This is a genomic window from Micromonospora sp. GCM10011542 (assembly GCF_042650685.1).
Lineage (GTDB): Bacteria > Actinomycetota > Actinomycetes > Mycobacteriales > Micromonosporaceae > Micromonospora.
The window spans coordinates 59,592-84,312 of record NZ_JBHSBO010000048.1 but is presented as its reverse complement, the minus strand read 5'-3'; the positions used below and the strand labels follow the sequence as shown (position 1 = coordinate 84,312).

Annotated in this window: 22 protein-coding genes; 10 read left to right on the top strand and 12 right to left on the bottom strand. The window is 73.2% G+C overall.

Features of this window, described 5'->3' with window-relative positions:
* Window positions 1-37: 37 nt before the first annotated feature.
* The 4 genes from ACFOW4_RS17735 to folP are packed head-to-tail and all read right to left on the bottom strand — an operon-like array spanning window position 38 to window position 2,355.
* Window positions 38-574 carry a DUF3180 domain-containing protein gene (locus tag ACFOW4_RS17735; RefSeq protein WP_377529029.1) on the bottom strand — a complete coding sequence of 179 codons (537 nt, stop codon included), beginning with the start codon at window positions 572-574 and terminating at the stop codon, window positions 38-40.
* 19 nt (window positions 575-593) lie between these two features.
* Window positions 594-1,121 carry a 2-amino-4-hydroxy-6-hydroxymethyldihydropteridine diphosphokinase gene (folK, locus tag ACFOW4_RS17730; RefSeq protein WP_377529027.1) on the bottom strand — a complete coding sequence of 176 codons (528 nt, stop codon included), beginning with the start codon at window positions 1,119-1,121 and terminating at the stop codon, window positions 594-596.
* On the bottom strand, window positions 1,118-1,483 hold the full coding sequence (gene folB, locus ACFOW4_RS17725; protein WP_377529026.1) for a dihydroneopterin aldolase: 366 nt from the start codon (window positions 1,481-1,483) through the stop codon (window positions 1,118-1,120). Before folB ends, folK begins: the two co-directional genes overlap by 4 nt.
* Window positions 1,480-2,355, bottom strand: a complete 876-nt coding sequence (gene folP, locus ACFOW4_RS17720; protein ID WP_377529023.1) for a dihydropteroate synthase — start codon at window positions 2,353-2,355, stop codon at window positions 1,480-1,482. Before folP ends, folB begins: the two co-directional genes overlap by 4 nt.
* A 345-nt stretch (window positions 2,356-2,700) precedes the next feature.
* Here folP and ACFOW4_RS17715 point away from each other — a divergent pair, with 345 nt between their 5' ends.
* The 7 genes from ACFOW4_RS17715 to ACFOW4_RS17685 are packed head-to-tail and all read left to right on the top strand — an operon-like array spanning window position 2,701 to window position 11,250.
* Window positions 2,701-3,015 carry a hypothetical protein gene (locus ACFOW4_RS17715; protein WP_377529022.1) on the top strand — a complete coding sequence of 105 codons (315 nt, stop codon included), beginning with the start codon at window positions 2,701-2,703 and terminating at the stop codon, window positions 3,013-3,015.
* 11 nt (window positions 3,016-3,026) lie between these two features.
* A complete protein-coding gene (locus tag ACFOW4_RS17710) occupies window positions 3,027-3,389 on the top strand; it encodes a hypothetical protein (RefSeq protein ID WP_377529020.1) in 363 nt (120 codons plus the stop codon).
* Between the two features lie 46 nt (window positions 3,390-3,435).
* Entirely contained in the window at window positions 3,436-6,915 is a 3,480-nt protein-coding gene (locus ACFOW4_RS17705) for an ATP-binding protein (RefSeq protein WP_377529018.1), read from the top strand.
* Between the two features lies 1 nt (window position 6,916).
* Window positions 6,917-8,923, top strand: a complete 2,007-nt coding sequence (locus ACFOW4_RS17700; RefSeq protein WP_377529017.1) for an MFS transporter — start codon at window positions 6,917-6,919, stop codon at window positions 8,921-8,923.
* Window positions 8,920-9,477 carry a hypothetical protein gene (locus ACFOW4_RS17695; RefSeq protein ID WP_377529015.1) on the top strand — a complete coding sequence of 186 codons (558 nt, stop codon included), beginning with the start codon at window positions 8,920-8,922 and terminating at the stop codon, window positions 9,475-9,477. Before ACFOW4_RS17700 ends, ACFOW4_RS17695 begins: the two co-directional genes overlap by 4 nt.
* Window positions 9,474-10,637, top strand: a complete 1,164-nt coding sequence (locus tag ACFOW4_RS17690) for a M23 family metallopeptidase (protein WP_377529013.1) — start codon at window positions 9,474-9,476, stop codon at window positions 10,635-10,637. Before ACFOW4_RS17695 ends, ACFOW4_RS17690 begins: the two co-directional genes overlap by 4 nt.
* A gap of 13 nt (window positions 10,638-10,650) precedes the next feature.
* Window positions 10,651-11,250, top strand: coding sequence for a hypothetical protein (locus ACFOW4_RS17685; RefSeq protein ID WP_377529010.1), 600 nt, complete (start codon window positions 10,651-10,653; stop codon window positions 11,248-11,250).
* A gap of 3 nt (window positions 11,251-11,253) precedes the next feature.
* Here ACFOW4_RS17685 and ACFOW4_RS17680 read toward each other — a convergent pair whose 3' ends face one another.
* Entirely contained in the window at window positions 11,254-11,808 is a 555-nt protein-coding gene (locus tag ACFOW4_RS17680) for a hypothetical protein (RefSeq protein WP_377529150.1), read from the bottom strand.
* 195 nt (window positions 11,809-12,003) lie between these two features.
* Here ACFOW4_RS17680 and ACFOW4_RS17675 point away from each other — a divergent pair, with 195 nt between their 5' ends.
* Both ACFOW4_RS17675 and ACFOW4_RS17670 read left to right on the top strand, forming a co-directional pair.
* The gene (locus tag ACFOW4_RS17675; RefSeq protein ID WP_377529008.1) at window positions 12,004-14,565 is read left to right on the top strand and encodes an FtsK/SpoIIIE domain-containing protein; all 2,562 of its coding nucleotides are present in this window, start codon (window positions 12,004-12,006) and stop codon (window positions 14,563-14,565) included.
* A gap of 28 nt (window positions 14,566-14,593) precedes the next feature.
* A complete protein-coding gene (locus tag ACFOW4_RS17670) occupies window positions 14,594-15,331 on the top strand; it encodes a hypothetical protein (RefSeq protein ID WP_377529005.1) in 738 nt (245 codons plus the stop codon).
* Window positions 15,332-15,431: 100 nt separating this feature from the next.
* Here ACFOW4_RS17670 and folE read toward each other — a convergent pair whose 3' ends face one another.
* The 4 genes from folE to ACFOW4_RS17650 all read right to left on the bottom strand — a co-directional run bounded on the left by folE (window position 15,432) and on the right by ACFOW4_RS17650 (window position 19,542).
* Window positions 15,432-16,094 carry a GTP cyclohydrolase I FolE gene (folE, locus tag ACFOW4_RS17665; protein WP_377529148.1) on the bottom strand — a complete coding sequence of 221 codons (663 nt, stop codon included), beginning with the start codon at window positions 16,092-16,094 and terminating at the stop codon, window positions 15,432-15,434.
* A 35-nt stretch (window positions 16,095-16,129) separates the two neighbouring features.
* Window positions 16,130-18,148: an ATP-dependent zinc metalloprotease FtsH gene (ftsH, locus tag ACFOW4_RS17660; protein WP_377529003.1), complete on the bottom strand. Its 2,019-nt coding sequence runs from the start codon at window positions 18,146-18,148 to the stop codon at window positions 16,130-16,132.
* Between the two features lie 473 nt (window positions 18,149-18,621).
* On the bottom strand, window positions 18,622-19,197 hold the full coding sequence (gene hpt / locus ACFOW4_RS17655; protein WP_377529001.1) for a hypoxanthine phosphoribosyltransferase: 576 nt from the start codon (window positions 19,195-19,197) through the stop codon (window positions 18,622-18,624).
* A gap of 99 nt (window positions 19,198-19,296) precedes the next feature.
* Complete coding sequence (locus tag ACFOW4_RS17650; protein ID WP_377529158.1) at window positions 19,297-19,542, bottom strand: hypothetical protein; 246 nt, start codon at window positions 19,540-19,542, stop codon at window positions 19,297-19,299.
* A 42-nt stretch (window positions 19,543-19,584) separates the two neighbouring features.
* Between ACFOW4_RS17650 and ACFOW4_RS17645 the strand changes: the two genes are divergently transcribed.
* Window positions 19,585-20,547, top strand: coding sequence for a GlxA family transcriptional regulator (locus ACFOW4_RS17645; RefSeq protein WP_377528999.1), 963 nt, complete (start codon window positions 19,585-19,587; stop codon window positions 20,545-20,547).
* Between the two features lie 17 nt (window positions 20,548-20,564).
* On the opposite strand, the gene ACFOW4_RS17640 is transcribed toward ACFOW4_RS17645, so the two are convergent.
* The 3 genes from ACFOW4_RS17640 to ACFOW4_RS17630 all read right to left on the bottom strand — a co-directional run bounded on the left by ACFOW4_RS17640 (window position 20,565) and on the right by ACFOW4_RS17630 (window position 24,694).
* Window positions 20,565-22,205, bottom strand: coding sequence for a gamma-glutamyltransferase family protein (locus tag ACFOW4_RS17640; RefSeq protein WP_377528998.1), 1,641 nt, complete (start codon window positions 22,203-22,205; stop codon window positions 20,565-20,567).
* Window positions 22,206-22,589: 384 nt separating this feature from the next.
* On the bottom strand, window positions 22,590-23,612 hold the full coding sequence (tilS, locus tag ACFOW4_RS17635) for a tRNA lysidine(34) synthetase TilS (protein WP_377528995.1): 1,023 nt from the start codon (window positions 23,610-23,612) through the stop codon (window positions 22,590-22,592).
* Window positions 23,613-23,623: 11 nt separating this feature from the next.
* A complete protein-coding gene (locus ACFOW4_RS17630) occupies window positions 23,624-24,694 on the bottom strand; it encodes a zinc-dependent metalloprotease (protein WP_377528993.1) in 1,071 nt (356 codons plus the stop codon).
* Between the last annotated feature and the right edge of the window lie 27 nt (window positions 24,695-24,721).

The window sequence follows — 24,721 nt, the reverse complement described above, 5'->3', positions numbered from 1 at the left end:
CCGGACCCGGGCGTAACCCCCTGCTCAGGGGCACCGCTCAGCGCTGGCCGGGGCGGCTCTCCCGCGGGTCGGGCTCGTGCTCGTCGTCGGGGCGTTCCGGCACCCGGCAGGATCGTTCCAGCCAGAGCGCGGCGGCCACCAGCGCCAGCGAGGCGAGCAGCCCGGCGCCGGCGGCGGGCCGGTCCTCCGAGGCGGCCCGGGTGGACTCGACGAAGAGCCAGCCGGTCAGACCGGCGTAGAAGCCGGCGAAGATGGCCCCGGCCAGCGACGACGCCTTGGCCAGCACCACGAACCGGGCCACCAGCAGCGGGTTGACCGGCTCCCGGCCGGGCTTGCGCTCGATCCTTCCCCGGGTGTTGACCGCGGCGTACGCCTCGAGCACCGCGAGCGCGGCCAGTGTCACCACCGGCAGCCACGGCAGCCGTGGGATGCCGCTGTAGTAGAGGGTGCTGATCAGCAGCCAGGCCACCGCGGCGGCGGCCAGGCCGGCCACCACGAGGGTGGAGATCCGGGTGGGCCCCATCCGGAAATCCGGACCCGGGCCGCCCGGCGGTGGGGACTTCGCCTGCGTCATGCCGGCCGGCTCCGCTCGGTCATGCCGTCGACTCTAGCGCCAGATCCGGGCGGGGACGCAGATCCAGCGCGTCGTCCGCGGCCGGGCCGGTGGTGAGCAGGTCGGTCAGCCATCCGTGACCGGGCAGCCGCCCGTACGGCTGGATGTCGATCCACGGCCGCAGCACGAAGGCGCGCAGGTGCGCCCGCGGGTGCGGCAGGGTCAGCTCGGGATCGTCGCTGAGCACCGGCTCGTCGTCGTCACCCCAGACCGCGATGACGTCGACGTCGAGGGTGCGCGGCCCGAAGCGCCGCTGCGGGTCCCGCACGCGGCCGGCCGCGCGCTCCGCGGCCCGGGCCCGCTCCAGCCAGTCGCGCGGGGCGGCGGCGTGGTCCTGGGCCAGCAGCACCGCGTTGAGGTACGCGGGCTGGTCGGTGTCCCCCCACGGTGGAGTCTCGTACACCCCGGAGACCACCAGCACCGCGTCGCCGAGCGTGGCGACGGCTCCGCGCAGGTGCTCCAGCCGGTCGCCGAGGTTGCTGCCGAGGGAGAGCACGGCCCGGGTCATCGGGTACGCGTCCTGGTCATGGTGACGGCCACGTCGGTGAAGGTGTGCGGGACGGGTGCCTCCGGCTTGTGCACGGTGACCGTGGCGGTGCCGACCCGCTCGTCGGCCAGGCAGACCGTGAGCAGCCGGTCCGCGAGGGTCTCGATCAGGTTGACCGGCTCGCCGGTGACGACCGCGACGAGGCGCTCGGCCAACTCGCCGTAGTGGACGGTGGCGGTGACATCGTCGCTGGCGGCGGCCGGCGCGAGGTCCAACTCCAGCACGGCGTCGACCACGAAGTCCTGCCCCTGCTCACGCTCGAAGTCGTACACCCCGTGCCGCCCGCGCGCCCGCAGGCCGGTCAGCTGGATCCGGTCGGTCATCGGTTCCCCTCTCGTACGCCGGCGGCCAGGGTCGGAGCCAGGCGCGGCGCGCCGGTCGCCGCCCAGACGGCGAGGGCGTCGACGGTGGCGCGCACGTCGTGCACGCGTACCCCCCAGGCGCCGGCCGCGACCGCGAGCACGCTGGTGGCGACGGTGGCCGCCTCGCGCTGCGCGGTGGGTCGCGGCGTCCCGTCCGGTGCGGCCAGGAGCCGCCCGAGGTACGACTTGCGGCTCGCCCCGAACAGCAGCGGATGACCGAGGTCCAACAGCTCCGGCAGGCGGGCGCTGAGCTCCCAGTTGTGCGCGGTCGTCTTGGCGAAGCCCAGGCCGGGGTCGACGACGATCCGGTCGGCGGACACCCCGGCGGCCAGCGCCGCGTCGATCCGCTGGGACAGCTCGTCGCGGACGTCGGCGACCACGTCGGTGTAGCTGGCCAGGTCGCGCATCTCGCGGGAGTGGCCGCGCCAGTGCATCAGCACCCAGGGGCAGCCGGCGTCGCGGACCACCCGGGCCATGTCGGCGTCGGCCAGGCCGCCGGAGACGTCGTTGACCACCACCGCGCCGGCGCCCAGCGCTGCCTCGGCCACCAGGGCGCGGCTGGTGTCGATGCTGACCGGCACGCCGGCCGCGGTGAGCTCGGTGATGACCGGCAGCACGCGGGCCGCCTCGGTCTCGGCATCGACCCGGTCCGCGCCCGGACGGGTGGACTCGCCGCCGACGTCGACCAGGTGCGCGCCATCGTCCCGCAGACGGACGCCGTGTCCGACGGCGGCGTCGAGGTCGGCGTACCGTCCGCCGTCGGAGAAGGAGTCCGGCGTGACGTTGAGGACGCCCATCACCACCGGGCCCGGGGCCCGTACCAGATCGGTCACGACTAGACGGTACCGGTCGCCCTCGCGGCCCTGACCGACCCGGGTGACAGACCCCTGACGTGCGCATTGAAACAGATGTACGATCGGTCGTCCGGGCGGTATCGGGCAGCCTCTTCGCGGCTTGTCGCAATCCGGGGCGGGCCGTACGCTTTGGAATTGCCCAGCATCGAGATGGCGAAGCCTGGAGGGAGGGCCGAAGCGGGGAAAAACCGCCCAAAGCTCACCACGCTCCGTGGTGAGTAACGAACGCAGGGTCGAAGACGCTGCGCCCAGTGAGCATATTTCCCGCCAGGCTTGCCTACTGCACCGCCGCGGCGTCGCCGGCCGCGATATGGGGAGGTTCCAGTGATCGCCTTCGAGCTCATGGAGACAGCGTCGTCCGGCGTCGCCCACGTGCTCTCCACCGTGGCGTCAGCTCCACTCGCCGAGCCGGCACCGAAGGGGATCGACACCAACAGTGTGGTCACCTTCTTCGCCAGCAAGATCGCGCCGATCCTGCTGGCCGTCCTGGGGGTCATCTTCATCGGCCGGGCCAGCCGCGGTGAGATCTCCAAGGTGCTGACCAGCTCCGCAATCGCCATCGTCGGGCTGGCCTTCATCGCCGGGGCGGCCACGCTCTTCTTCGTCGGCGATTACCTGATCGACCTGATCTTCGAATAGGCGCGAGCAAGATGCGGCTGCGCACCGACGACGACATCTACCGGGCCCGCCTGGTCTACCTCGGGCCGCCCGGCTACACCCTTCCGGTCCACCTGCCGTACGCCCAGTACGGGCTGTTCATGCTGCTCGTCCCCCTCTACATGTTCATCCACTGGCTGTTCACGTTGACGGTCGAGCTCTTCCCGGCCTGGGAGATCGCGCTCGCCATCGTGACCACGTCGTTCATCTTCCGGTACGTCGATCCGGACCGGCCGGCGCGAATGGTCATCCGAACCGCGCTGACCGACTGGCGGCGGACCCGGGAGCCGGCCGTCGAGCAGCGCGATCCACGCCTGGTCGGCAGCCGGATCAGGATCCGGGAGGAGCTGGCATGACCGGGCGTACACCGATCGGTCCCTCGTTCGACGCGGGTGAGGTCGCATGAGCCGCTCTTCCACGCCGGGCTCCCCGGTCGGCCGCCCGGCCGTGCCGCCTGGTCACCGTGCGCAGTCGTTCGACTACGCCGAAGACTCCGAGTTGGACGAGGTGGCCCTCGATCCCGCTCTGGTGACCTCGCCCGGTCACGGTGGCGTCGGCGTCTTCCAGGCTCCCCGGCCGGTGGCCCGGCGTAACCCGCCGGTCGATCCGCCGGCCGCCGAGAGCGCGGACATCGACTCCCCCTTCCTGGACCTCTTCGGCGGGGCCCGGTCCGGCGCGCCGCGGGCGGTCACGGCCGGCCCGTCCACCCGCGAGCAGCCGGCGATCCCACAGCAGCCGGCCGCCGTCGAGCCCGCTCCGGCCGTTCCGCCACGGGCAGCGGTGGTCCGGCAGCCCGAGCGCACCGCCGACCTGGAGCCACCCTGGCAACCGGAGGACGAGCGGGCCGCACGGGGCCGGCCCGCCGGGCCGGGCGGCGCCGAGGCACGACGCGCCGGTGGCGCCGAGGCACGACGCGCCGGTGGCGCCGAGGCACGACGCGCCGGCGGCTCCCCGACCGGCGAGTCCCGGGTGCCGCATCAGGCCGGTGATCGGCTGCCGCTGCTTCGTCCGCCGAGCGCGCCAATCGCCGTCAGCCAGATTGACGACCCGGAGCCCGGCGCAACCGTTCGGCCCGACCCGACCTCCGCCCGCTCGGACCACCCGGCGACGCCGCCCGAGCGCATAGTCCGCTCCGACGCCGACCGGGACCGGGCGGCATCCGTCCCCGACCGGGACCGCGCGGCGTCCGTTCCCGACCGGGACCGCGCGGCGTCCGTTCCCGCCAAGCCGTCCCGGCGGGAGGTGGCAGCTCCACGGCAGCGGGCGGTGAGCCGGCAGGACCGGCCGACCCGACCGGTCCGGGTCCGCGCCCCGAAGATCAAGTTCGGCGACCGGGACCCGTCGGTCGAGCTGGCCATCACCGAGATCGCCGGCCACCTCACCTTCACCCCCAACACGGTCACCGCCTGGTACTGGCTGCCCGAGGTGCGCTGGGCGTTCCGCCCGGACGCCGAACGCGAGGCGCTGCTCTCCGCGATCTCGGAGCAGTACGCCGGCCTGGCCGGCTTCCGGCTGCACTTGCGCCGCACCAGCCGGCCCTTCCCGGCCGACGAGTGGGCGCGCACCGTCGACGCGCACACCCCGGCGCCGCTGCCCGACGTGCCCGGCACCACCGGCTGGGCGGACCACCTGGTGGCGGCGCAGCAGCACCTGATGGCGGTCAACCACGCCGAGGGGCAGACCTACCTGGGTGTCACCTTCGCTCGCCGGTCGCTCGGTGACTCGCTCACCGAACGGGTGCTGCGCACCTTCGGCCGGGGCACCGCCGAGGGCGAACGCCGCAAGCTCGGCCGCACCGTCGAGCAGTTCGACGAGGTGCTCGGCGCGTTCGGCATGCGGGGCAGGCGGGTCACCGCACAGGAGCTGGAGTGGCTGCTGTACCGCTCGGTGGCGCTGTGCATGTCGCCGCCGGGCACCCTCTCCCCGGTCGCCGACGGGCGTTGGGAACGCGGCGACCTGCTCGCCCTCACCGAGCAGGTGGAGCGCTACCGCACGCCGTACGGCTCGACGGTGAAGCTGGTCAACCGGATGACCGGCGAGGAACGGCACGTCGCCGTGCTCGCCGTCGGCCGGATGGAGCCGCTGGAGATCCCCGAGCGGCACGAGCCCTGGCTGCACTTCCACGAGCGGCTGCCCTGGCCGATGGAGTTGTCCACGCGGGTGGACATCCTCGGCTCCGGCGATTCGTTCCGCAATCTCGAACACCGGCTGCGGATGATCCGCTCCCAGCAGCTCGACTACGCCGAGCACGGCATCGACGCCCCGCCCGAGCTGGAGCGACTGGCCAAGCGGGCGCTGGTGATCGGCGACGAGATGACCACCGGGCTGCCGGTCGACTCGGCCCGGGCGCACGGCTGGCACCGGCTGGCCGTGGGCGGCCGCACCCGCGAGGAGTGCCTGGAGCGGGCCCGTCGGCTCATCCAGCTCTACTCGCGCGAGCTGCGCATCTCGTTGCAGCACCCGAAGAACCAGGACTGGCTGGCCCGCGAGTTCATCCCCGGTGAGCCGATCGCCAACACCGGCTACGTCCGCCGGATGCCGGTCCCCCTGCTCGCCGCCGCCCTCCCCCAGGCCGCGTCCACCGTCGGTGACCGCCGCGGCGACCTCATCGGCCGGACCGCGGGCACCTGCCGCCGGCCGGTCTTCCTCGACCTGCACTTCCCCATGGAGGTACGGGAGCGCTCCGGTCTCGCGGTCTTCGTGGCCGAGCCCGGCGGCGGTAAGTCCACCCTGCTCGGCGCGCTGGGCTACCTGGCCGCCCGGCGAGGCGTACAGGTGACGCTGCTCGACCCGTCCGGGCCGCTGGCCCGGCTCTGCGCCATGCCGGAGCTGCGGCCGTACTCACGGGTGCTGAACCTGACCGGCTCGGAGCACGGCACGCTGGCGCCGTACTCGCTCATCCCGACGCCGCTGCGTACCGAATTCGTCGCCGGAGCCGCCGGTGACCGGGAGTTCGAGATCGCGGTCTCCAACGCCCGGGCCGAGCGGCGGATGCTGGTCCAGGACATCTGCATGATGCTGGTGCCACCGCAGGTGGCCCGCGAGGCGTCCACCGCCACCCTGTTCCGGCACGCGGTACGCCAGGTGCCGGCCGAGGAGACGTCCACCCTGGACGACGTGGTCAGCTGCCTCGGACGGCTCGACGACGACGCCGGCAAGGAACTGGCCAACCTGCTGCTGGACACCGCCGAGATGCCGCTGGCGATGCTCTTCTTCGGCCGGCCGCCGGAGGGGCTGCTCGGCTCGGACGCGGCGCTCACCGTGATCACCATGGCCGGGCTGCGACTCCCCGACCTCAAGATCGAGCGCGAGTACTGGTCGGCCGAGGAGGCCCTCGCGCTGCCCATGCTGCACACCGCGCACCGGCTGGCCGTCCGGCGTTGCTACGGCGGGTCGATGTCGTCGCGCAAGCTGGTCGGCCTGGACGAGGCACACTTCATGGAGGGTTGGCGCTCCGGACGATCGTTCCTGGTCCGGCTCGCCCGTGACTCCCGCAAGTGGAACCTGGCCGCACTGGTGGCCTCGCAGAACCCGCGCGACATCCTCAGCCTCGACGTGCAGAACCTGGTCTCCACCGTCTTCGTCGGCCGGATCGCCGAGGACGCCGAGATCGCCTCCGAGGCGCTGCGGCTGCTGCGGGTACCGGTCAACGACGGCTACGAGGCCACCCTGGCCTCACTGTCCGCCGCCGACACCAACTCGGCCGCCCGGCTCGGCTTCCGCGAGTTCGTGATGCGCGACGTCGACGGACGGGTACAGAAGGTCCGGGTCGACGTCTCGTACGTCGACGGGCTGCTGGAACACCTCGACACGACGCCCGCCGCGATCGCCGCGGCGGCCGGCGTGCTGCCGAGCATCCCCCTGCCGGACCTGGAGGCGTGACATGGCTAGGGCCTGGATCAAGGTCCTCGGTCGAACCGAGGCGGAGTCCAGGCGGCGTCCGGCCAGGGGCCTTGGGGCCCGGGCACGGATCACGGCGTTCCTGCTCGCGCTCGGCGTACTGGCCGGGGCCACCCTCACCTGGCCGCTGATCGGGGCGGAGGCGGCGGCTGCGGCGCCGGCCGCCGCCCAGGCTCGCGCGGACCTCTGCACGACAGCGGAGTGGCAGGCCGACTTCCGGGCCTGCGTAGCGAAGCTCAAGGAGGTCAGCGAGGACGAGGTGAAATGCCGCAATGCTCCGACTCCCGGCACCCCGGATTCCGGACTGGCCGGTTGGTTTGCTGCGGCACCCCCAGCGGACGCCGCAGGCGGGGTAGCCGGCCGCTACAGCCTTTATGGGTACGCGGGTTACGGCTACACGACCTACGACATCGAGGGCGGTTGCGCCTCAAGCGTCCTGCATCCTGACTACAAGTTCACCACGACTGTCGCCAATGGCGAGTTCATGGCTGCCACCGCGATCATCGGCGCATCCAATGCACTTCGGGAGCGTGCCTGGAATCCGCGCTCGATGTGGGGTTGGGCCGACCCGCTGGTTGATCAGGCCACCAAGGCCGTCTACCAGAAGGTGTTCAGCGTCTTCGGCATCGTCACGCTCTGCGTGGTGGGCCTCTATCTGCTCTGGCGTTCGCGCCAGTCGGACATGAGCAACGCCATGACCACCGCAGGCTGGGCGCTGCTGGTGATGGTGGCGGTCACCGCACTGGCCGCTTGGCCGGTCAAGTCGGCGAACATCGCCGACGGTGCATTGATCACAAGCCTCGGAGTGGTGCATGACGCCGTGGGCCCCCAGGCGAAGGAGCCCGCGCCCGGACAATGCATCGACCCTGAGCGTTGCAAAGACCTCCGCACGCCAGCCGTCCGAGCAAGCGACACGGCGACCGAGACGATGCTCTACCGCAACTGGCTACGCGGGGTGCTCGGCTCCGCCGACAGCGAGACCGCCCGCAAGTACGGCCCAGCGCTCTACGATGCGCGGTCATTGACCTGGGGCGAAGCTCAGTCAATGCGCGCCAACCCGGCCACCCGGGAGCCGACGATCAAGGCCAAGCAGCAGCAGTGGGCCCGGGTGGCCGAGCAGATCCAGACCGAGGACCCGGAGGCGTACGAGTACCTCCAGGGCGTGCGGGACATGGACCGGGTCGGGGCGGGCTTCATTGCCGTGCTGGCCTCGGTGCTCTTCGCGATGTTCGATCTGACCGCGTCGCTGCTGGTCCTCCTGGGTTTCCTGATCTTCCGGTGGGCGGTGATCGCGGCACCCATCCTGGGTACCGTGGGCCTGCTCCGGCCGGCCAGCGCCGGGCTGCGGCGGCTGGCGAACGCGGTTGTCGCAGCGGTGTTCAACATCGCCATCTTCGGCACCGGCGCTGCCATCTACCTCTTCGCGGTTGACCTGATCATGAGCACCCCCACCCTGCCCGGCTGGCTCCAGGTGGTGCTGGTCTGGCTCTGCGGGGTGGTGGGCTGGCTGCTGCTGCGTCCGTACCGCCGGATCACCCAGTTGGGCGGCAAGGACAGCAGCGAGGCGGTCAGCTCGGCCGGCTCCTGGCATCGCCGCTTCTTCCGAGACATGCGGACCGCGGCCCGGCTGGACGTGGCGGAGCCCGGCGGCACGTCGGAGCCGGTCATCGGTCGTCGCCGGTCGCAGGTCGCGGAGCAGACCAGCCTACGGCCGGAGGCGCGGCGGGAGGATCCGGTCACCCTCCCGGCTCCCGCCGGCGAGGGCAAGCGGGAAAAGGCTCGGCGCCCGGACGGTCAAGAGCGCCCGGACGAGGCGGCGAAGGAGTCTGGAGGCCGGCCGGTCGCACCTCGGCCACGCCGGCAGCGGCCGGCGACCTGGACCGAGCCGGACGTTCCGGACGAGAACCCGTCGTTCGTCGTCTACCGGCCCGGCTCCCCTGAGCGTGCGCCGGACCGCACCGGACCCCGGGTGCGCTCCGAGGCACGGTGACGACGATGCGACGGGCCCTGGAATTCCTGTTCACCCGGGCGCTGCGGTCCCGGCTGGGCGTGGCGCTGGTGATAGCTGTACTCGTCTTCGGCGTGATCGGGGCGGCCCGGTTGGTCTCCGGCCCGACCAGTCCGGTCGACGGCTTGAGCAGTCGGCCGGACCGCCCGATCACCACCGTTGATCCGACCGCCGGCGATGACGGTGCCATCTCCACTGATGCTCCGCGGTCGCCGGTGACCGCGCCGGGCGCACGCACGCCCGAACAGACTGCCGACCGGTTCACCACCGCCTGGCTCGGTCGCCCAGGATTGACCGCCGAGCAGTGGCGGGCAGACCTCCGGACGCTCTCCACCCCCGCGCTGACCGACAAGCTTTCCGGGGCCGACCCGAGCACGGTCCCCGCCGAAAAGGTCGTTGGTCCGCCGACGGTGCGGGCGCGGACCGAGACGTTCGTCGAGGTGCTGCTTCCCTTGGACAACGGCCGGCTCCGGCTGGAACTGGTCGCGGCGGACGACGGCTGGCAGGTCGACGTGCTGGACTGGGAGCGGCCGTGAGCGACACACCCCGCCGGCGAAGGGCCCGACTCGGCGTGATCGCCGCCGCGCTCGCGGCGACACTGCTGCTGCTCTGCTGCGCCGGCGGTACCGCCGCGTTCTTCCTCACCGGACTCAGCGGCGACGCGAAGGACGGAGACACCCTGGCCGGCTGGGGCTGCGGCCCGATCCGCCCGGTGGACATCGCCGGCGAGCTGCCGAGATTCACCGAGTACGGCGACGCGCAGGTCCGCAACGCCGCGATCATCATCAAGGTCGGGCAGGAGCTGGGCGTGCCGTCCCGGGGCTGGGTGATCGCGCTCGCCACCGCGATGCAGGAGTCCGCGCTGCGCAACCTGGCGAACCAGCGCGTTCCGGCGTCGCTGGTCCGGCCGCACGAGGGCGTGGGCGCCGACCACGACTCGCTGGGCCTCTTCCAACAGCGGCCCGGGTGGGGCACGGTCGCCGAGCGGATGAATCCCGCGCAAACGTCCCGCAAGTTCTACGAGAAGCTCCTGACGGTGCGTAGCTGGCAGAACCGGCCGCTGACCGTGGTGGCCCAGCGGGTCCAGGTCAGCGCCTATCCGGACGCCTACGCCAAGCACGAGGACCTGGCCAGCCGGATGGTGGGCGCGCTGGCCGGCGGAGCGGCCCGAACCGTCGAGATCAACGGCAAGGCGGTGTGCGACGCCGCCGAACGCGGTCAGATCGCCGCCTCCGGGTGGACGGCTCCGATCGCGGGTCAGGTCGGCTCCGGCTTCCGGACCGCCGGCCGGCCCAGCCACAACGGTGTCGACATCGGGGCGGCCAAGGGCACCGAGATCCGCGCCGCGGCCACCGGACGGGTGCTGGTCGCCCGCTGCGATCCGGACAATCGGGGGCGGCGCGACTGCGACGTGGACGGGCATCCCGGCAAGGGCGGCTGCGGCTGGTTCGTCGACCTGTTGCACTCTGGCGGCTACATCACCCGGTACTGCCACATGGTGGTCAAGCCCCAGGTCAGGCCCAACCAGATCGTGCCGGCCGGCGAGGTGATCGGTCAGGTGGGCAGCAGTGGCAACTCCTCCGGTCCCCACCTGCACTTCGAGGTGCACCTGCGCAGCGACCGGTCCAGTCGTGGCGCGGTCGACCCGGTCCCCTTCATGCGCGAGCGCGGTGCCCCTCTGCGCGGCCCGGCGTGAGGTTCCCGCGAGCATGACCGGACCGCTGCCCGACCCGTTCGCCGACCAGCCCGACTGGGCCCCCCGGCCGCCACGACCTCTGATGATCGTGCCCGCCACCGAGCGCGTCGAGCTGCGCGGGCGACGGGTGCTGGTCGGCCTGCCCGGCCTGGGCTGGCGGGGCGACCTGCGCGCGGACGATCGGGTGGTGCAGGGCAGCCGGACCTACGTGCCGGTGATTCCCGAGCACGAGTGGTACCGGGCCGAGGCCGACCAGGTCGAGGTGTTCGCACCACTGGTGCCGGTGGAGCGGGTCTGGGTCGAAACGGTCGGCGACCGGGTGAACCCGGACGGACCACGCGGCGCGGGCATTCGGCTGGTCTCTTTGGACGGTCCGGCCCACCGGACACCCACGCCGGTCTTCGAGGCGGACGCCGTCACCGGGCGCCGGGTGGTGCACGTCGAGGGCTCGATGGAGCACCGCGACCTGCGGGCGGTCACCGAGACCTACTCCGGTGCCGAGGGGGACATCTGCGTCCGGATCACTCCGGAGGTGGAGTGGTACCGCTGGGCCTGGCGCGGGCAGTCACCCAACACCCTGGAGGTTCCGGTCCATCTGCTGTGGATCGAGTGAGGGTCAACTCACTAGAGCTCCGCTGCAGACCCGCCATCCCTCTCTATCCTCAACTTCGAACCGCCACGTGTCGGTCAAACTCTGCTGAACGCCATCCAGGGTTGCACTACGCCGGATAACCGCACTGACCGACGCCCGGCCCGAATCGCCCTTGGAAACCATGATGTTCTCGATGTTGATTGAGAAGGAAACATTCAGCTCCTGCTCACGCCGCTCAATCTGCTTTGCGAAGGCGTCCAGCGCAGGTACACCTCCGTTGCAGGTGTACAGCTTTGCCCGGTTGGCGTCTCGCGACACCAGCGCTGCCTGTAGATAGCTGACCACGACGACGTCGGGGGCGCTGCGGTCCGGGGCGGAAGCGCGGTTGTAGAGCACGAAGCCAGCGGCGACCCCGCCGAGGCAGAGCACCGCGAGCACCCCGGCGACCACGGTGAGCACGGTCCGCGCCCGGCGGCGGGGCCGCTCCGGCGCCGGAGCCGCCGGACCCGGCGGCAGTTGCTCGCCCGGAGGCCGTTGCGCCGGTACGCGGGAGACCTGGGAACCGGCGGGGGGCTGCACTGATTCCACCTTCTGAGGCTATCGGCTCGACGCCGGAGACCCAATGCCTCAGATGCAGCGGATCGTGACGGACCCCCGCCCACCGGTGAGATCCACGACAACACCGGCGCACCGCCGTGGCACCTCCCGGAGCAGCGGCCCTGGCTGGGATACCGTCACTGCTCGGGGAGGGGTTGCCAACCTCGGGTAGAGGGGGTGGACGCGGTGGCCGGTCCGAAGGCACGGACGAACCGCGCGGCCGCCCTGCACCGGCAGGCCGCGGCGGTGGCGACGGCGGCTGCCGGCATCCTCGACGAGACCCGCCCGGCCCCCGCAGACCAGCGCCGCCAGTACGAGCTGGCAGACCGGCTGCGCACCGCCGCCGCCCGGTTGGCTCCCGGCTGGGCGGGCGGCGCCCTGGAGACGCTCACCGCGGACTGCCCGGCGGGGGACGGTCCGCCGGCCTTCGTGCGGGTCGGCACCGCGGCGCCGCTGGACGACGCCCGCTTCCCCGCGTTGGTGCCGCTGGTCGGCACCGGTCATCTCAGTGCGGACACCGACGCCCGCGAGCCGCGGGTGGCGGGGCTGCTCCGAGCGGTGCTGCTGCGGTCGTTGGCGGCGGCTCCGGCGGGGGCGCTGCTGGTCCGCGCGGTGGACGCCACGGGCGCCGCCCTCGCGCCGTTCGGGGCCCTGGCCGACGCCGGCCTGCTGCCGCCACCTGCGGTGGATGTGGCCGGCCTGCGGGCGGTGCTGACCGAGGCGGAGCAGTGGGTGACCCCGGGAGCGAACGGGCGGCGCCGGCACGACCGGACGCTCCTGCTCGTGGTGGCCGCCCTACCTGAGCTGACCGGGCCGACGGACCTGGCGCGGATCGAGGCGCTGGCCGAGCAGGGTCCCGCCGCCGGGCTGTACCTGGTGGTGGCCGGCTGGCCGCCGGCGGGTCCGTACGCGGCCCGGCCGCCGTTGCCGCGGGCCACTCCGCTGGTGTTGCGCAACGCGTACGCGCTGCTGGGCGACCCGCCGGGAGCGTCCTTCACCGGTCCGGGCGCGGAGCCGCCGGGTGGGCTGAACTCGCCGGTCTTCGTGGAGGCGGACCCACCGCCCGAACTGGTGGACGCGGTGTGTCGCCGGCTTGCCGCGCAGGTGGAGGCGGGTTCCCGGCTGGCCCTGGCGGATCTGTTGCCGCCGACGGGCGACCGGCTGTGGGAGTCCGATCCGGCGAATGGGCTGACCACCACGGTCGGCGACGCCGGTGGTCGGCCGGTGCCGCTGGGCTTCACCGACCTGACCCCTCACTGGCTGGTCAGCGGGCGGTCCGGGGCGGGCCGCTCGGCCTTCCTGACCACCGCGCTGCTCGGCCTGGCCGCCAGGTACGGCCCGGACGATCTGGCGTTGTACCTGGTGGATCTGGGCGACGGCGAGTCCTTCGTGGAGTTCCTGCAGACCGAGCGGGACCGGTCCTGGGTTCCGCAGGTCCGGGCCGCCGCGATCGCCGCCGACCGGGAGTACGTGCGGGACCTGCTGGACCAGTTGACGGCGGAGGTGCAGCGCCGCGCGGAGGCCGGTCGGCGGGCCGGCGGGCAGCGCTTCGCGGAACTGCGCCAGCACCAGCGGCTGCCCCGGGTCGTCTGCGTACTGGACAATCTGTCACTGGTCTTCGCGGAGCGGGACCGGCTGGCCGGCGAGGTGGCCGCCCAACTGGACGTGCTGGCGCGTACCGGCCGCGCCTACGGCGTGCACCTCGTGCTGGCCGGCGCGGGTGAGCTGGGGCTTGGCGGTCGCGCAGACGGTGGGCACCGCGACTCGGTGCTCGGGCAGTTTCCGATCCGGGTGGCGCTGCCGGGCGGCGGGCCGGTGCTGGAGCCGACGAACGATTCGGCCGCCGGCCTGCCGGTCGGCAGCGCGGTGGTGAACACCGCGGGTGGGCTCGGCGGTCCCCGGGGCGCGATCCGCGGTCACGAACGGCTGATCCGCCACCCGGACCCGCAGGACCATCCGGAGGTGGTGGAGCGGCTGCGGCACGAGTTGTGGGCGGCTCGGCCGGCCGGGTCACCGCCGCCGGTGGTCTTCGCCGGGTACGCACGGCCGCTGCTGGGCAACGATCCGCGGCACCGGGCGGCATTGGCCGGTCAGGCGCACGGCCCGGCTGCCCTGCTCGGCCGGGCGGTGAACGTGGCGCGCTCGACGGTGGCCGTACCGCTGGGGCCTTCGGCGGGGCGCAACCTGGCGGTGCTGGGATCCGGGCCGGCGGCCGGTGGGCTGTTGGCGACCGCGGCCCGAAGCACCGCCGACCATCATCCGCCGGGCACCGCCCGGTTCCTGGTCGCGGCCCCGGACCCGGGTGCCCGGCCGCTGGCCGAGGCGCTGACGGCCGAGTTGGCCGCACGGCATTCGGCCGCCACGGTCGACCTGCCGACGCTGCTGGCGGACACGGACGCGGACCTGCCGACCTATCTGGTGGTCTTCGGGCTGGACCGGCCGGGGCCTCGTGAGCTGCCGGTGGAGCGGTTGCGGTCGCTGCTGCGGGACGGGCCGCCGGCCGGCCGGCACCTGCTGGGCTGGTGGCGGGCGGTGCCACCGTTCGCCGCGCTCCTCGAGCCGGAGGGCGAGGTCGACAAGCTCGCCGCCGTGGCCGTGTTGGACGTTCCGGTCGCCCAGCTCGCTGCGGTCTTCGGCCGGCCGGTGGAGTGGCGGCCCCGGCCTGGCCGGGCGGTGCTCTGGGACGGTTCGGACGAGCGGGGCACGGTTCTCGTGCCGTTCGCCGACGAGGCCGGGTGATCCGGCGGTGCGCGCAGGGGGTGTGGGGATGGGTCCGGACGGAACCGCGACGGTGGTCGGGCCGGGCCGGCAGCGGACCGGCGAGCCGGAGGTCGACGCCGCGCCGGCGGTGACGGCCGGCCCGGAGCCCACGGCGACCGGCTGGTCGGAGTACCTGGCTGCGGCCCGCCAGCTCGACGGGGTACGCCGCGGCGCGGCGGCCGCCGCCGGCGAGCAGGCCCGGTCGGCGCAGGCGGCCCGAGAGGAGTTGACCATCGTCCGCACCGGGTTGGCGAGTCAGCACCAGCGGCTGCGCGAGCTGGGCGTACCGCCGATCTCGCTGCTGCCGTCGCCGCCGGAGCTGACCGAGGCGGCCCGGTCGATGGCCGGTGGCCCGGCGGCGGTGCTGGCGGCGCTGCGGGCCGCGCGGGGTCGGGCCGAGGCGGCGGACGCGGCGCTGGCCGCGCGCAGCCGGCTGCGCCCGGCGTCCTGGCCGGCGCGGGCCCGCAACCTGCTGGTGTACGGGCCCGTGGCGCTGCTGGTCCCGCTGATCCAGGTGATCGTGTACGCGGCGACGGGGTCGGGGCCCGCGAGCGTCGCGGCGTTGATTTGCGGGCTGCCGATGCCGGCGGTCGCCTTCGTGGCGGGTTGGGTGGGTGTCGGGCGGCTGTTCCACGCCCGCCCGGACGAGCGGCTGGACCGTACCGGGCGCTTCGGCGCGCTGGTCTGCCTGGTGCCGGCCGTGCTGGTCACCGCCGGTCTGCTGCTGGCCTTCCTGGCCGGCTGACCCGACACGTCGGCGGGGGAACGGGTACGTCCCCGGGGCCGTGAGACGACGACGGCCGGTCAACCCGGGAGCGGGTCGACCGGCCGGTGTGCGTCCGGAGTCAGCGGGGAATGATCAGCGCCATCGCCTCGGAGCGCGACTTGGCGTCGTGCTGGAGGATGCCGCGTACCGCCGAGGTGATCGTCTTGGCGCCCGACTTCTGGATGCCGCGCATGGCCATGCACATGTGCTCGCACTCCAGCACGACCACCACGCCGCTCGGTTCGAGCTTGTCCATCAGCAGGTCGGCGATCTGTGTGGTGAGCCGCTCCTGCACCTGTGGCCGGCGGGCGAAGACCTCGACCAGCCGGGCCAGCTTGGACAGGCCGGTGATCCGCCCGTCCGGGCCGGGGATGTAGCCGATGTGCGCGCTGCCGCGGAACGGAAGCAGGTGGTGCTCGCACAGGCTCATGACGTCGATGTCCCGGACCAGCACCAGCTCCTGGTGGTTGGCCTCGAAGGTGGTGCTGAGCACCTGCGCCGGGTCGACCCGCAGGCCGGCGAAGAGTTCAGCGTAGGCGCGGGCGACCCGGGCCGGGGTCTGCTGGAGCCCGTCGCGGTCCGGGTCCTCCCCGACCGCGATCAGGATCTCCCGCACCGCCTTCTCGATCCGGCCGAGGTCCATGGTGTCCTCGATCGGCCGTCCGCTGAGCTTGCCGCTGATCAGCCGGGCGGCGACGTAGTCGAGGCTGTCGTCGTCGGGCTCGGTGGCGGAAGCGGCCAGCCCCCGGTCCTGGGGGCTGGCCGCCGGGTCGGTGCTCAGTGCGTACCGTCCGAGTTGTTGGACGATGCGCCCCCGCCGACCGACGCCTGCGCGCCGTCGGCCTGGGCCTGCGCCTTGAGCGCGTCCTTCTCCGCCGGGGTGAGCACGGGCGGCTCGGTGGAGGGCTGCCGCTTGCCGAAGCCGTTGTACGGCGCCAGCGGCGGGCGCTTGACCACCCGGGAGCAGATCCGCGCCATGTCGGCGGTGGAGAGGGTCTCCTTCTCCATCAGCTCCAGCACGATGTTGTCCAGGACGTCCCGGTATTCCACCAGGATCTCCCAGGCCTCGTCGTGCGCCAGCTCGATGAGCGCCCGCATCTCGCCGTCGATCTCGGCCGCCACCACATCGGAGTAGTCCCGCTCGTGGCCCATGTTGCGGCCCAGGAACGGTTCGTCACCGCTGGTGCCGTACTTGATCGCACCGAGCTTGGAGCTCATGCCGTACTGCGTGATCATCGCGCGCGCCAGCTGGGTGGCCTTCTCGATGTCGTTGCCCGCGCCGGTGGTCGGCTCGTGGAAGACCAGCTCCTCGGCGGCCCGGCCACCCAGCGCGTACGCCAGGGTGTCGATCATCTCGGCGCGGGTCTGGGTGTACTTGTCCTCGGTCGGCAGCACCAGGGTGTGGCCCAGCGAGCGGCCACGGGACAGGATCGTCACCTTGTGCACCGGCGCGGCGTGCGGCAGCGCCCAGGCGACCAGCGCGTGCCCACCCTCGTGGTACGCGGTGATCTTCTTTTCCTGGTCGCTCATCACCCGGGTCCGCCGCTGCGGACCGGCGACCACCCGGTCGATCGACTCTTCGAGCGAGTCGTTGCTGATCGCCCGCTGTTCCTTGCGGGCGGTGAGCAGGGCCGACTCGTTGATCACGTTCGCCAGGTCGGCGCCGCTGAAGCCAGGGGTACGCCGGGCCACGGCGTCGAGGTCGACGTCGGGGGTGAACGGCTTGCCCTTGGCGTGCACCCGCAGGATGGCCTTGCGGCCCTCCATGTCGGGGGCGTCCACCGGGATCTGCCGGTCGAACCGGCCCGGGCGCAGCAGCGCGGGGTCGAGGATGTCCGGCCGGTTGGTGGCCGCGATCAGGATCACGCCGCCCTTGGTGTCGAAGCCGTCCATCTCGACGAGCAGCTGGTTGAGCGTCTGCTCGCGCTCGTCGTGACCGCCACCCATGCCGGCGCCACGGTGCCGGCCGACGGCGTCGATCTCGTCGACGAAGACGATCGCCGGGGCGTTCGTCTTGGCCTGCTCGAAGAGGTCACGGACCCGGCTGGCGCCGACACCGACGAACATCTCCACAAAGTCGGAGCCGGAGATCGAGTAGAACGGCACTCCGGCCTCGCCGGCGACCGCGCGCGCCAGCAGGGTCTTGCCGGTGCCGGGCGGGCCGAACAGCAGCACGCCCTTCGGGATCTTGGCGCCCAGGGCCTGGTACTTCGCCGGGTTCTGCAGGAAGTCCTTGATTTCGTACAGCTCCTCGACGGCCTCCTCGGCACCCGCGACGTCCGCGAAGGTCGTCTTCGGAGTGTCCTTGGTGATCATCTTCGCCTTGGACTTGCCGAAGTTGAGCACCCGGGAGCCGCCGCCCTGCATCTGCGACATGAAGAACAGCAGCAGGAGCACGAGCAGCGCGATCGGCAGCAGGTTGACCAGCAGGCTCACCCAGATGCTGTCCGACGAGACCTTGGCGTCGGCCGGGCCGGTGACCCGGTTGTTCGCCTTGGCGTCCAGCACCTCGTTCCAGACCTGGTCCCCAACCTGGTACGGGAACTGAGCCTCGATCTTGTTGGTGGTGGTCTCGCCGAACTTCGTCTTCTGGGCCAGGTCCAGCTGGAGCGTCTGCTCCTTGTCCTGGAAGACGACCTTATTGATCTTGGCGGTGTGGAGCTGGTCGAGCGCAACGGAAGTGTCCACGCGGTGGTAGCTGGGACCAGCGGTGAACAGCTGACTGAGCACAACGGCGCCGAGGATGACCAGGATGATCCAGACCACCGGTCGGCGGAAGAAACGCGTACGTTCCATACTGTTGTCGAGCGCCGAGGCGCCCGCATCCTCCTGATCGACGTCCTGACCGTCTGATGGTGTCGCCGCGTGAGCGGCGGCCGGAGCCGCCATGCGGGCCGGCCTCGACCCCGGGGCGCGAAATCTGCCGCGCCGCGGTCATTCGACGGTACACCGTGTACGCGAGGAGTGAGCTTGCGAGCCCCGCACTGGGCGCAGCGTCGACATCGACGGCGCGCACCGTGGGCGGGCCCCGCCAACTCCACGCCGACGCGTACGGCGGGACCGGGCTGGGACCGGCGTGGCGGGGAGTCCGGCCCGGCCACCCGAACGCCGGTCGAGCGGTCGAGGGGGTCGGGCGCGAAGGTGCCTCCGCGCCACCGGACTCCACGGTAACCGGAACAGCTGAGAGCCCGCTGAACGTCCGCTCGATGGACGCCGATGCGATTCGCCCTCGGATCGCCCGTGGCGCCCGACTGGCGGCCCGGGCCGGGTCAGGACCGGGCGTAGACCTCGGGCTTGAGCACCCCGACGTAGGGAACCTCGCGGTAGCGCTCACCGAAGTCCAGGCCGTAGCCGACCACGAACTCGGTGGGGATGTCGAAGCCCACGTACTTCACCGGCACCGGCACCTTGACCGCGTCCGGCTTGCGGAACAGCGCGACCACCTCGACGCTCGCCGCGGAGCGGGACTCCAGGTAGCGCAGCAGCCAGGAGAGCGTGAGGCCGGAGTCGACGATGTCCTCGACGACCACCACGTGCCGGCCGGCGATGTCCCGGTCCAGGTCCTTGAGGATGCGGACCACGCCGGAGGAGGTAGTGCCCTGGCCATAGGAGGAGATGGCCATGAAGTCCAGTTCGGCCGGGGGGCCGCTGCGGCCCAGCGCCCGGGCGAAGTCGGCCATGAACATCACCGCGCCCTTGAGCACGCAGACCAGCAGGAGCCCATCGGTCACGTGGGCGTAGTCGGCGGAGACCTGCTTCGCCAGCTCCGCCGTCTTCTCGCGAATCTGGGTCTCGGAGATGATCACGTGGTCGATGTCGGCGTCGTACCAGGAGCCGTCAGCCATGCTCCTAGCCTGCCGTACGCCGGATGCCCTCCGTCGGCGGGGCCGCCCCTTTTGGAGCGGTCCCGCCTGGGATTTTCGCCGCAAAGGCCATCAAATACATCAGCAGGTACGGGATCGCCAGCGGCGGCCACCGTCGCTGGGCTTCCAGTCGGCCGAGTCGCGGCTGTCCGCGGTGAGGCCGGCCGCCGAGGCGGCGACGAGAAGGAGGAGGAACAGAAGGAACAACAGGGACTCCATGGCGGCGCTCGCTTTCGCATGATTGCTGTCGGTTTCGCCGCCGGTGCGCACCGGACTGAACCCAGTCTGCGACCATCCCGCGCGGCCATCCAGTGGCAGGAATGCCACTGGACCTCGATTTCCTGCCATCGATGGGGTTACCCTGGTCACATGCTGCGCTCGGTCGCCGTACTCGCGCTCGACCAGGTCGCCGCCTTCGAGCTCGGCGTGCTCGCCGAGGTCTTCGGCACCGACCGGACCGCCGACGGCTTTCCCGGTTACCGCTTCCACGTGTGCAGCCCGGACGGCGCCCCCGTGCGTACCGCCTCCGGCTTCCACTTGACCCCGCACGCCGACCTGGGCCCGCTGGCCGACGCCGACCTGGTGGCCGTGCCCGCGCACAACCAGGGCACCGAGGTCCCCGAGGCGGTGCTCGACGCGCTGCGCAGCGCCGACGAGCGCGGCGCGCACCTGCTCAGCGTCTGCTCCGGCGCCTTCGTGCTCGGGGCGGCCGGGCTGCTCGACGACCGGGAGTGCACCACCCACTGGCGGTACGTCGACGAGCTGCAACGCCTGCACCCGCGCGCCCGGGTGCGCTGCAACTCGCTCTACGTCCACGACGGTCGGCTGCTCACCAGCGCCGGCACGGCCGCGGGCATCGACGCCTGCCTGCACCTGGTACGCCAGGAGCACGGCTCGGCCGTCGCCACCCGGCTGGCCCGGCGGATGGTGGTCCCACCGCACCGTGACGGCGGCCAGGCCCAGTTCATCGAGGCGCCCATCCCCAGGGCGCCCGACGCGCCCACCCTCGAGCCGGTGCTGGAGTGGCTGATGGGGCACCTGGACCGGTCGATCACCGTGGAGGAGCTGGCCGCCCGGGTCGGCATGGCGCCGCGTACGTTCGCCCGCCGGTTCCGTGCCGAGACGGGCACCACCCCGCACGACTGGCTCACCAACCAGCGGGTGCTGCTGGCCCGGCGGCTGCTGGAGGAGACCCCGTTGAGCGTGGAGGCGGTCGCCGACCGGGCGGGCTTCGGCGACGCCGCCGCGCTGCGACACCACTTCAGCCGTCGGGTCGGCGCCACCCCGCACAGCTACCGCAGCACCTTCCGAGACCGCGCGCACAGCGGCTGAGCCGCCGGGGCGACGACTCAGAAGCCGCCCACTCCGCCGTCCACCCGGGACTCCGACCCGGCCACGTACCCGCCCTCGGGTCGGCGCCAGATCGCCTGGCCGTACCCGAAGACCGCCGGCTCCGGGGCGACGGTGACCTGGTGCCCCCGGGCCCGCAACTCGGCGACCGCCGCCCGGCCCTCTTCGCTGGCGACCAGTGTCGGCTCGACCAGCAGGGTCCGGCCGGCATGCCAGTACCAGCGTGGGGCGTCCAGGGCCGCCTGCGGGTCCAGCCCGGCGTCGACGGTGGCCGCCATGAGCTGGACGTGTCCCTGCGGCTGCATGTGCCCACCCATCACCCCGAACGGGCCCGTCGGCTCGCCGCCCCGGGTGAGGAAGCCCGGAATGATGGTGTGGAACGGCCGCCGGCGCGGCCCGACCACGTTCGGGTGCGCCGGGTCCAGCCGGAAGCCCAGCCCGCGGTTCTGCAGCGCGAAGCCGTGGCCGGGAAGCACCACGTGCGAGCCGAAGGCCAGGTAGGTGGACTGGATCAGGCTGACCATCATGCCGTCGGCGTCGGCGGCACACAGGTAGACCGTGCCGCCGCGCTCCGGGTCGCCGCTGCTCGGCCCGCCGGCCCGGTCGGTGATCAGGGCCCGCCGGGACGCCAGCCGGTCCGGGGCGAGCAGCGCGGCGGTCGGATCCGGGACCATCTCCGGATCCGCCACCCGGGCGTGCGCGTCCGCGAAGCCCAGCTTGACCGCCTCGATCCGCCGGTGCAGCCGGTCGGCCAGCGGACCGCTGGCCGGCAGCCCGTCCAGGATGCCCAGGGCGACCAGCGCCGCGACGCCCTGACCGTTCGGCGGCAGCTCCCACACCTCGTGGTCGCGGTAGCCGACCGACACCGGCGTCACCCAGGTCGAGGCGTGCGCGGCCAGGTCGTCGCCGGTGAGCAGGCCGCCCGTCCGGGCGGAGTGCTCGTGCAGCGCCGCCGCGATCCGCCCCCGGTAGAAGTCCTCGGCGCCGGTGGCCGCGATGCGCCGCAGCGTGCCGGCCGCGTCCGGGTTGCGCCACCGCTCACCGGGGCGGGGCGCCCGACCGCCGAGCGTGAAGACCCGATCGAACTCGGCGTACTCCGGCCCGTCGAGGCCGGCATGCCCGGCGACGGCGCGGGCCCAGGCGGCGGCCGTGCCGGTGGAGACCGGATGCCCGTGCTCGGCATAGCCGATCGCGTCGGCGAACAGCTCGGCGAAGGGCAGCCGGCCGAACCGGTCGTGCAGGTCCCGCCAACCGGCCGGCACCCCCGGCACGGTGACCGGCAGCCAGCCGCGCGCGGGCAGCGCCGGCCCCCGGGACTGGTCGCCGCCGAGCGCGTCGGCCGGGTCGGCACCCCGGCCGCCGGTGGCCGCCAGCACCGTCTCCCGGGTCAGCCCGGCAGGCGAGCGCCCGGAGGCGTTCAGCCCGTGCAGACGGTCACCGTCCCAGACGATCGCGAACAGGTCGCCGCCGATGTCGTTGGACGGCGGCTGCACCACGGTCAGGGTGATCGCCGTGGCCAGCGCGGCGTCGACGGCGGTGCCGCCGCGCCGCAGCACGGCCAGACCGGCCGCCGCGGCCAGCGGGTGGCTGGTCGCCACCGCGCCGTTCGGGGCGAAGAGCGGCTGTCGGGGGTACGCCATCCGCCATGTCTACCGCCTACCGGCGGCTTCCGCGCACCCGGCCACCACCCGGCGACGCGACCGCTGCCCTCTGCCTCCTCCACGGCCGCTGGGCCCTCCCGCCCGCTTGTGCCAGGTACGAGGGCGGGGGCGGCTGCACCGCGGCCAAGTGCCACCACCTCAGCTCGCCTTTGCTCTGCTTCAACCCGCGCAACAGCGCGGACCCGCCAGTGTCGCGCCGGTTGAAGCAGAGCAAAGGACGCGCAAGCGGGGGTTGCCCGCCGCGACGGCGCCCTCGGGGATCACGGCCGTCGCGGCGACGCCTGCCATGGCGGAGCGCCCGCCGTCGCGGCAACGCCTGCCATGGTGGAGAGCCCGCCGTCGCGGCGACGCGTGCAGGGCCGGTCAGCGGCGGTCGACCGGAGGGACCGGAGCGGCGCCGAGGTCGGCGGGAAGCAGCCGGTCCGTGCGCCGGAGCACCTGGCGACCGCCGGGTAGGTGCGCCGAGCCCTGCCCGTGCCAGTCTGTGACCAGGGCGTCCAGGGCGGTGACGTGCCGGTGCGACAGGGCGGCGGGCGGGGCGCCCAGCTCGCGGGCCCAGGCGTGCAGCACCCGGCCGCGCACCGCGGGTGACAGCCCGGCAAGCTCCGGCACCGACAACCCACCGGCCGGATGGCGGGCGGCGGCCAGGGCCGCGGCGGCCAGGTCGTCGAGCGCGGCGTTGTCGGCCGCCACCAGCCGGGCGGTACGCGCCAGGTTGTCCAGCACCGCCGGCCCGAGCGCCCGCACCAGCGCCGGCAGCACGTCGGCCCGGACGCGGGAGCGGGCGTACGACGGATCGCGGTTGTGGGGGTCCTCCCACGGGCGCAGCCCGAGCACCGTGCAGGCGGCCCGGGTCTGCTCCCGGCTGACCTCGAGCAGCGGGCGCAGCAACGGCACTCCGGACAGGTCCCGTCGAGCCGGCATCCCGGCCAGTCCACGCGGGCCGGCCCCCCGGGCGAGCGCCAGCAGCACCGTCTCCGCCTGGTCGTCCCGGGTGTGCCCGGTGAGCACCGCCACCGCCCCGTGGCGCCGGGCCACCTCGGCCAAGGCCTGGTAGCGGGCCTCCCGGGCCGCCGCCTCCGGCCCGCCCGGCCGACCGGCCACCTCGACCCGGACCGCCTCCACCGGCGCGAGACCGGCGGCGCGGGCCCACTCCGCCACTGCTTCGGCCCGCTCCGCCGAGCCGACCTGCAGCCCGTGGTCGACGGTCACCAGGCCGGCGGCACGGCCCGACCGGGGTGCCACGAAGGCGGCGGCCGCAGCCAGGGCCAGCGAGTCCGCACCGCCGGAGCAGGCGACCAGGACCGGCCCGCCCGACGGCAGGCCGGCCAGCGCGCGGCGGACCGCCACCCGGATCGCGGCCACCGGCGGGGCGAGCGCGGCCACCGACGGACGGGTCAGCCGGCGGCCGGGAAGGTGCCGGCCGGCCCGTGCACCCGGGCCACCCAGGCGTCCGGATCGCCCAGCTCGGTCAGTCGGGGCAGCGTGAGCGGCGAGTTGAAAATCGAGTTGAAGCCCTCCATGCCGACCCGCTCGACGACGCCGTGCACGAACTTGCGTCCCTCCGCGTACTGGCGCATCTTGACGTCCACGCCGAGCAGCCGACGGATCGCCTTCTCCAACGGGTTGCCGGCCTCGCGCCGCCGGTTGAACGACGCCCGGATCCGCTCGACGCTCGGGATCACCTGTGGGCCGACGCCGTCCATGACGAACTCAGCGTGCCCCTCGAGCAGGGTCATCAGCGCGGTGAGTCGGTCCAGCACGGCCCGCTGCGCCGGGGTCTGCACGATGTCCAGGACGCTGGTGCGGCTCTCCGGGTCGCGGACCGCCTCGGAGAGGGTCGCCACCCCGCGCCGCACCCGCTCCAGCAGGTGCTCGCCGCCGCTGGAGGAGGCGTCCACGAATGCCTGCACCTCGCCGAGGAAGTAGGCCCGCATCCACGGCACCGCGGTGAACTGGGTGCGGTGGGTGACCTCGTGCAGGCAGACCCAGAGCCGGAAGTCCCGCGGGTCGGCGCCGAGCTTGCGCTCCACCTCGACGATGTTCGGGGCGACCAGCAGCAGCTGACCCGGGTCGCCGGAGAAGACCTCGTACTGGCCGAGCACCCGGCCGGAGAGGTAGGCCAGCACGGTGCCCGCCTGCACGCCGGTCAGTCGCGAACCGATCGCCTCGGTGAGCGGACCGGGCCGCTTGTCCCCGGAGAGCCGGCTCACCAGCGGGCTGATCACCTCGCGCAACCCGGCGATGTTGGCGGCGGCCCAGTCCCGGCGATCGACCACCCGCACCGGCGGGTGCGCCACCTGGGCGCGCAGACCGGTGTAGTCGGCGACGTGCCCCGCCGCCTCGTCGGTCAGCCGGCGCAGGTCGCCGACCACGTCGGTGGCCTCGGTGTAGGACACCCGGGGGCCCGACTTGCTCAGCGCCCCCGCGGTCGCGGCGGCCAGATCCCAGTCCACGAACTGCGCCATGCACCCACCGTACCCGCGCCGGAACAC

Coding starts and splice junctions, on each gene's coding strand:
- ACFOW4_RS17705 (WP_377529018.1), top strand. CDS start 3,436: ATGAGCCGCTCTTCCACGCCGGGCTCCCCGGTCGGCCGCCCGGCCGTG.
- ftsH (WP_377529003.1), bottom strand. CDS start 18,148: ATGGAACGTACGCGTTTCTTCCGCCGACCGGTGGTCTGGATCATCCTG.
- ACFOW4_RS17640 (WP_377528998.1), bottom strand. CDS start 22,205: ATGGCGTACCCCCGACAGCCGCTCTTCGCCCCGAACGGCGCGGTGGCG.
- ACFOW4_RS17685 (WP_377529010.1), top strand. CDS start 10,651: ATGACCGGACCGCTGCCCGACCCGTTCGCCGACCAGCCCGACTGGGCC.
- folB (WP_377529026.1), bottom strand. CDS start 1,483: ATGACCGACCGGATCCAGCTGACCGGCCTGCGGGCGCGCGGGCGGCAC.
- ACFOW4_RS17630 (WP_377528993.1), bottom strand. CDS start 24,694: ATGGCGCAGTTCGTGGACTGGGATCTGGCCGCCGCGACCGCGGGGGCG.
- ACFOW4_RS17645 (WP_377528999.1), top strand. CDS start 19,585: ATGCTGCGCTCGGTCGCCGTACTCGCGCTCGACCAGGTCGCCGCCTTC.
- ACFOW4_RS17735 (WP_377529029.1), bottom strand. CDS start 574: ATGACGCAGGCGAAGTCCCCACCGCCGGGCGGCCCGGGTCCGGATTTC.
- ACFOW4_RS17710 (WP_377529020.1), top strand. CDS start 3,027: ATGCGGCTGCGCACCGACGACGACATCTACCGGGCCCGCCTGGTCTAC.
- ACFOW4_RS17700 (WP_377529017.1), top strand. CDS start 6,917: ATGGCTAGGGCCTGGATCAAGGTCCTCGGTCGAACCGAGGCGGAGTCC.
- folK (WP_377529027.1), bottom strand. CDS start 1,121: ATGACCCGGGCCGTGCTCTCCCTCGGCAGCAACCTCGGCGACCGGCTG.
- hpt (WP_377529001.1), bottom strand. CDS start 19,197: ATGGCTGACGGCTCCTGGTACGACGCCGACATCGACCACGTGATCATC.
- ACFOW4_RS17670 (WP_377529005.1), top strand. CDS start 14,594: ATGGGTCCGGACGGAACCGCGACGGTGGTCGGGCCGGGCCGGCAGCGG.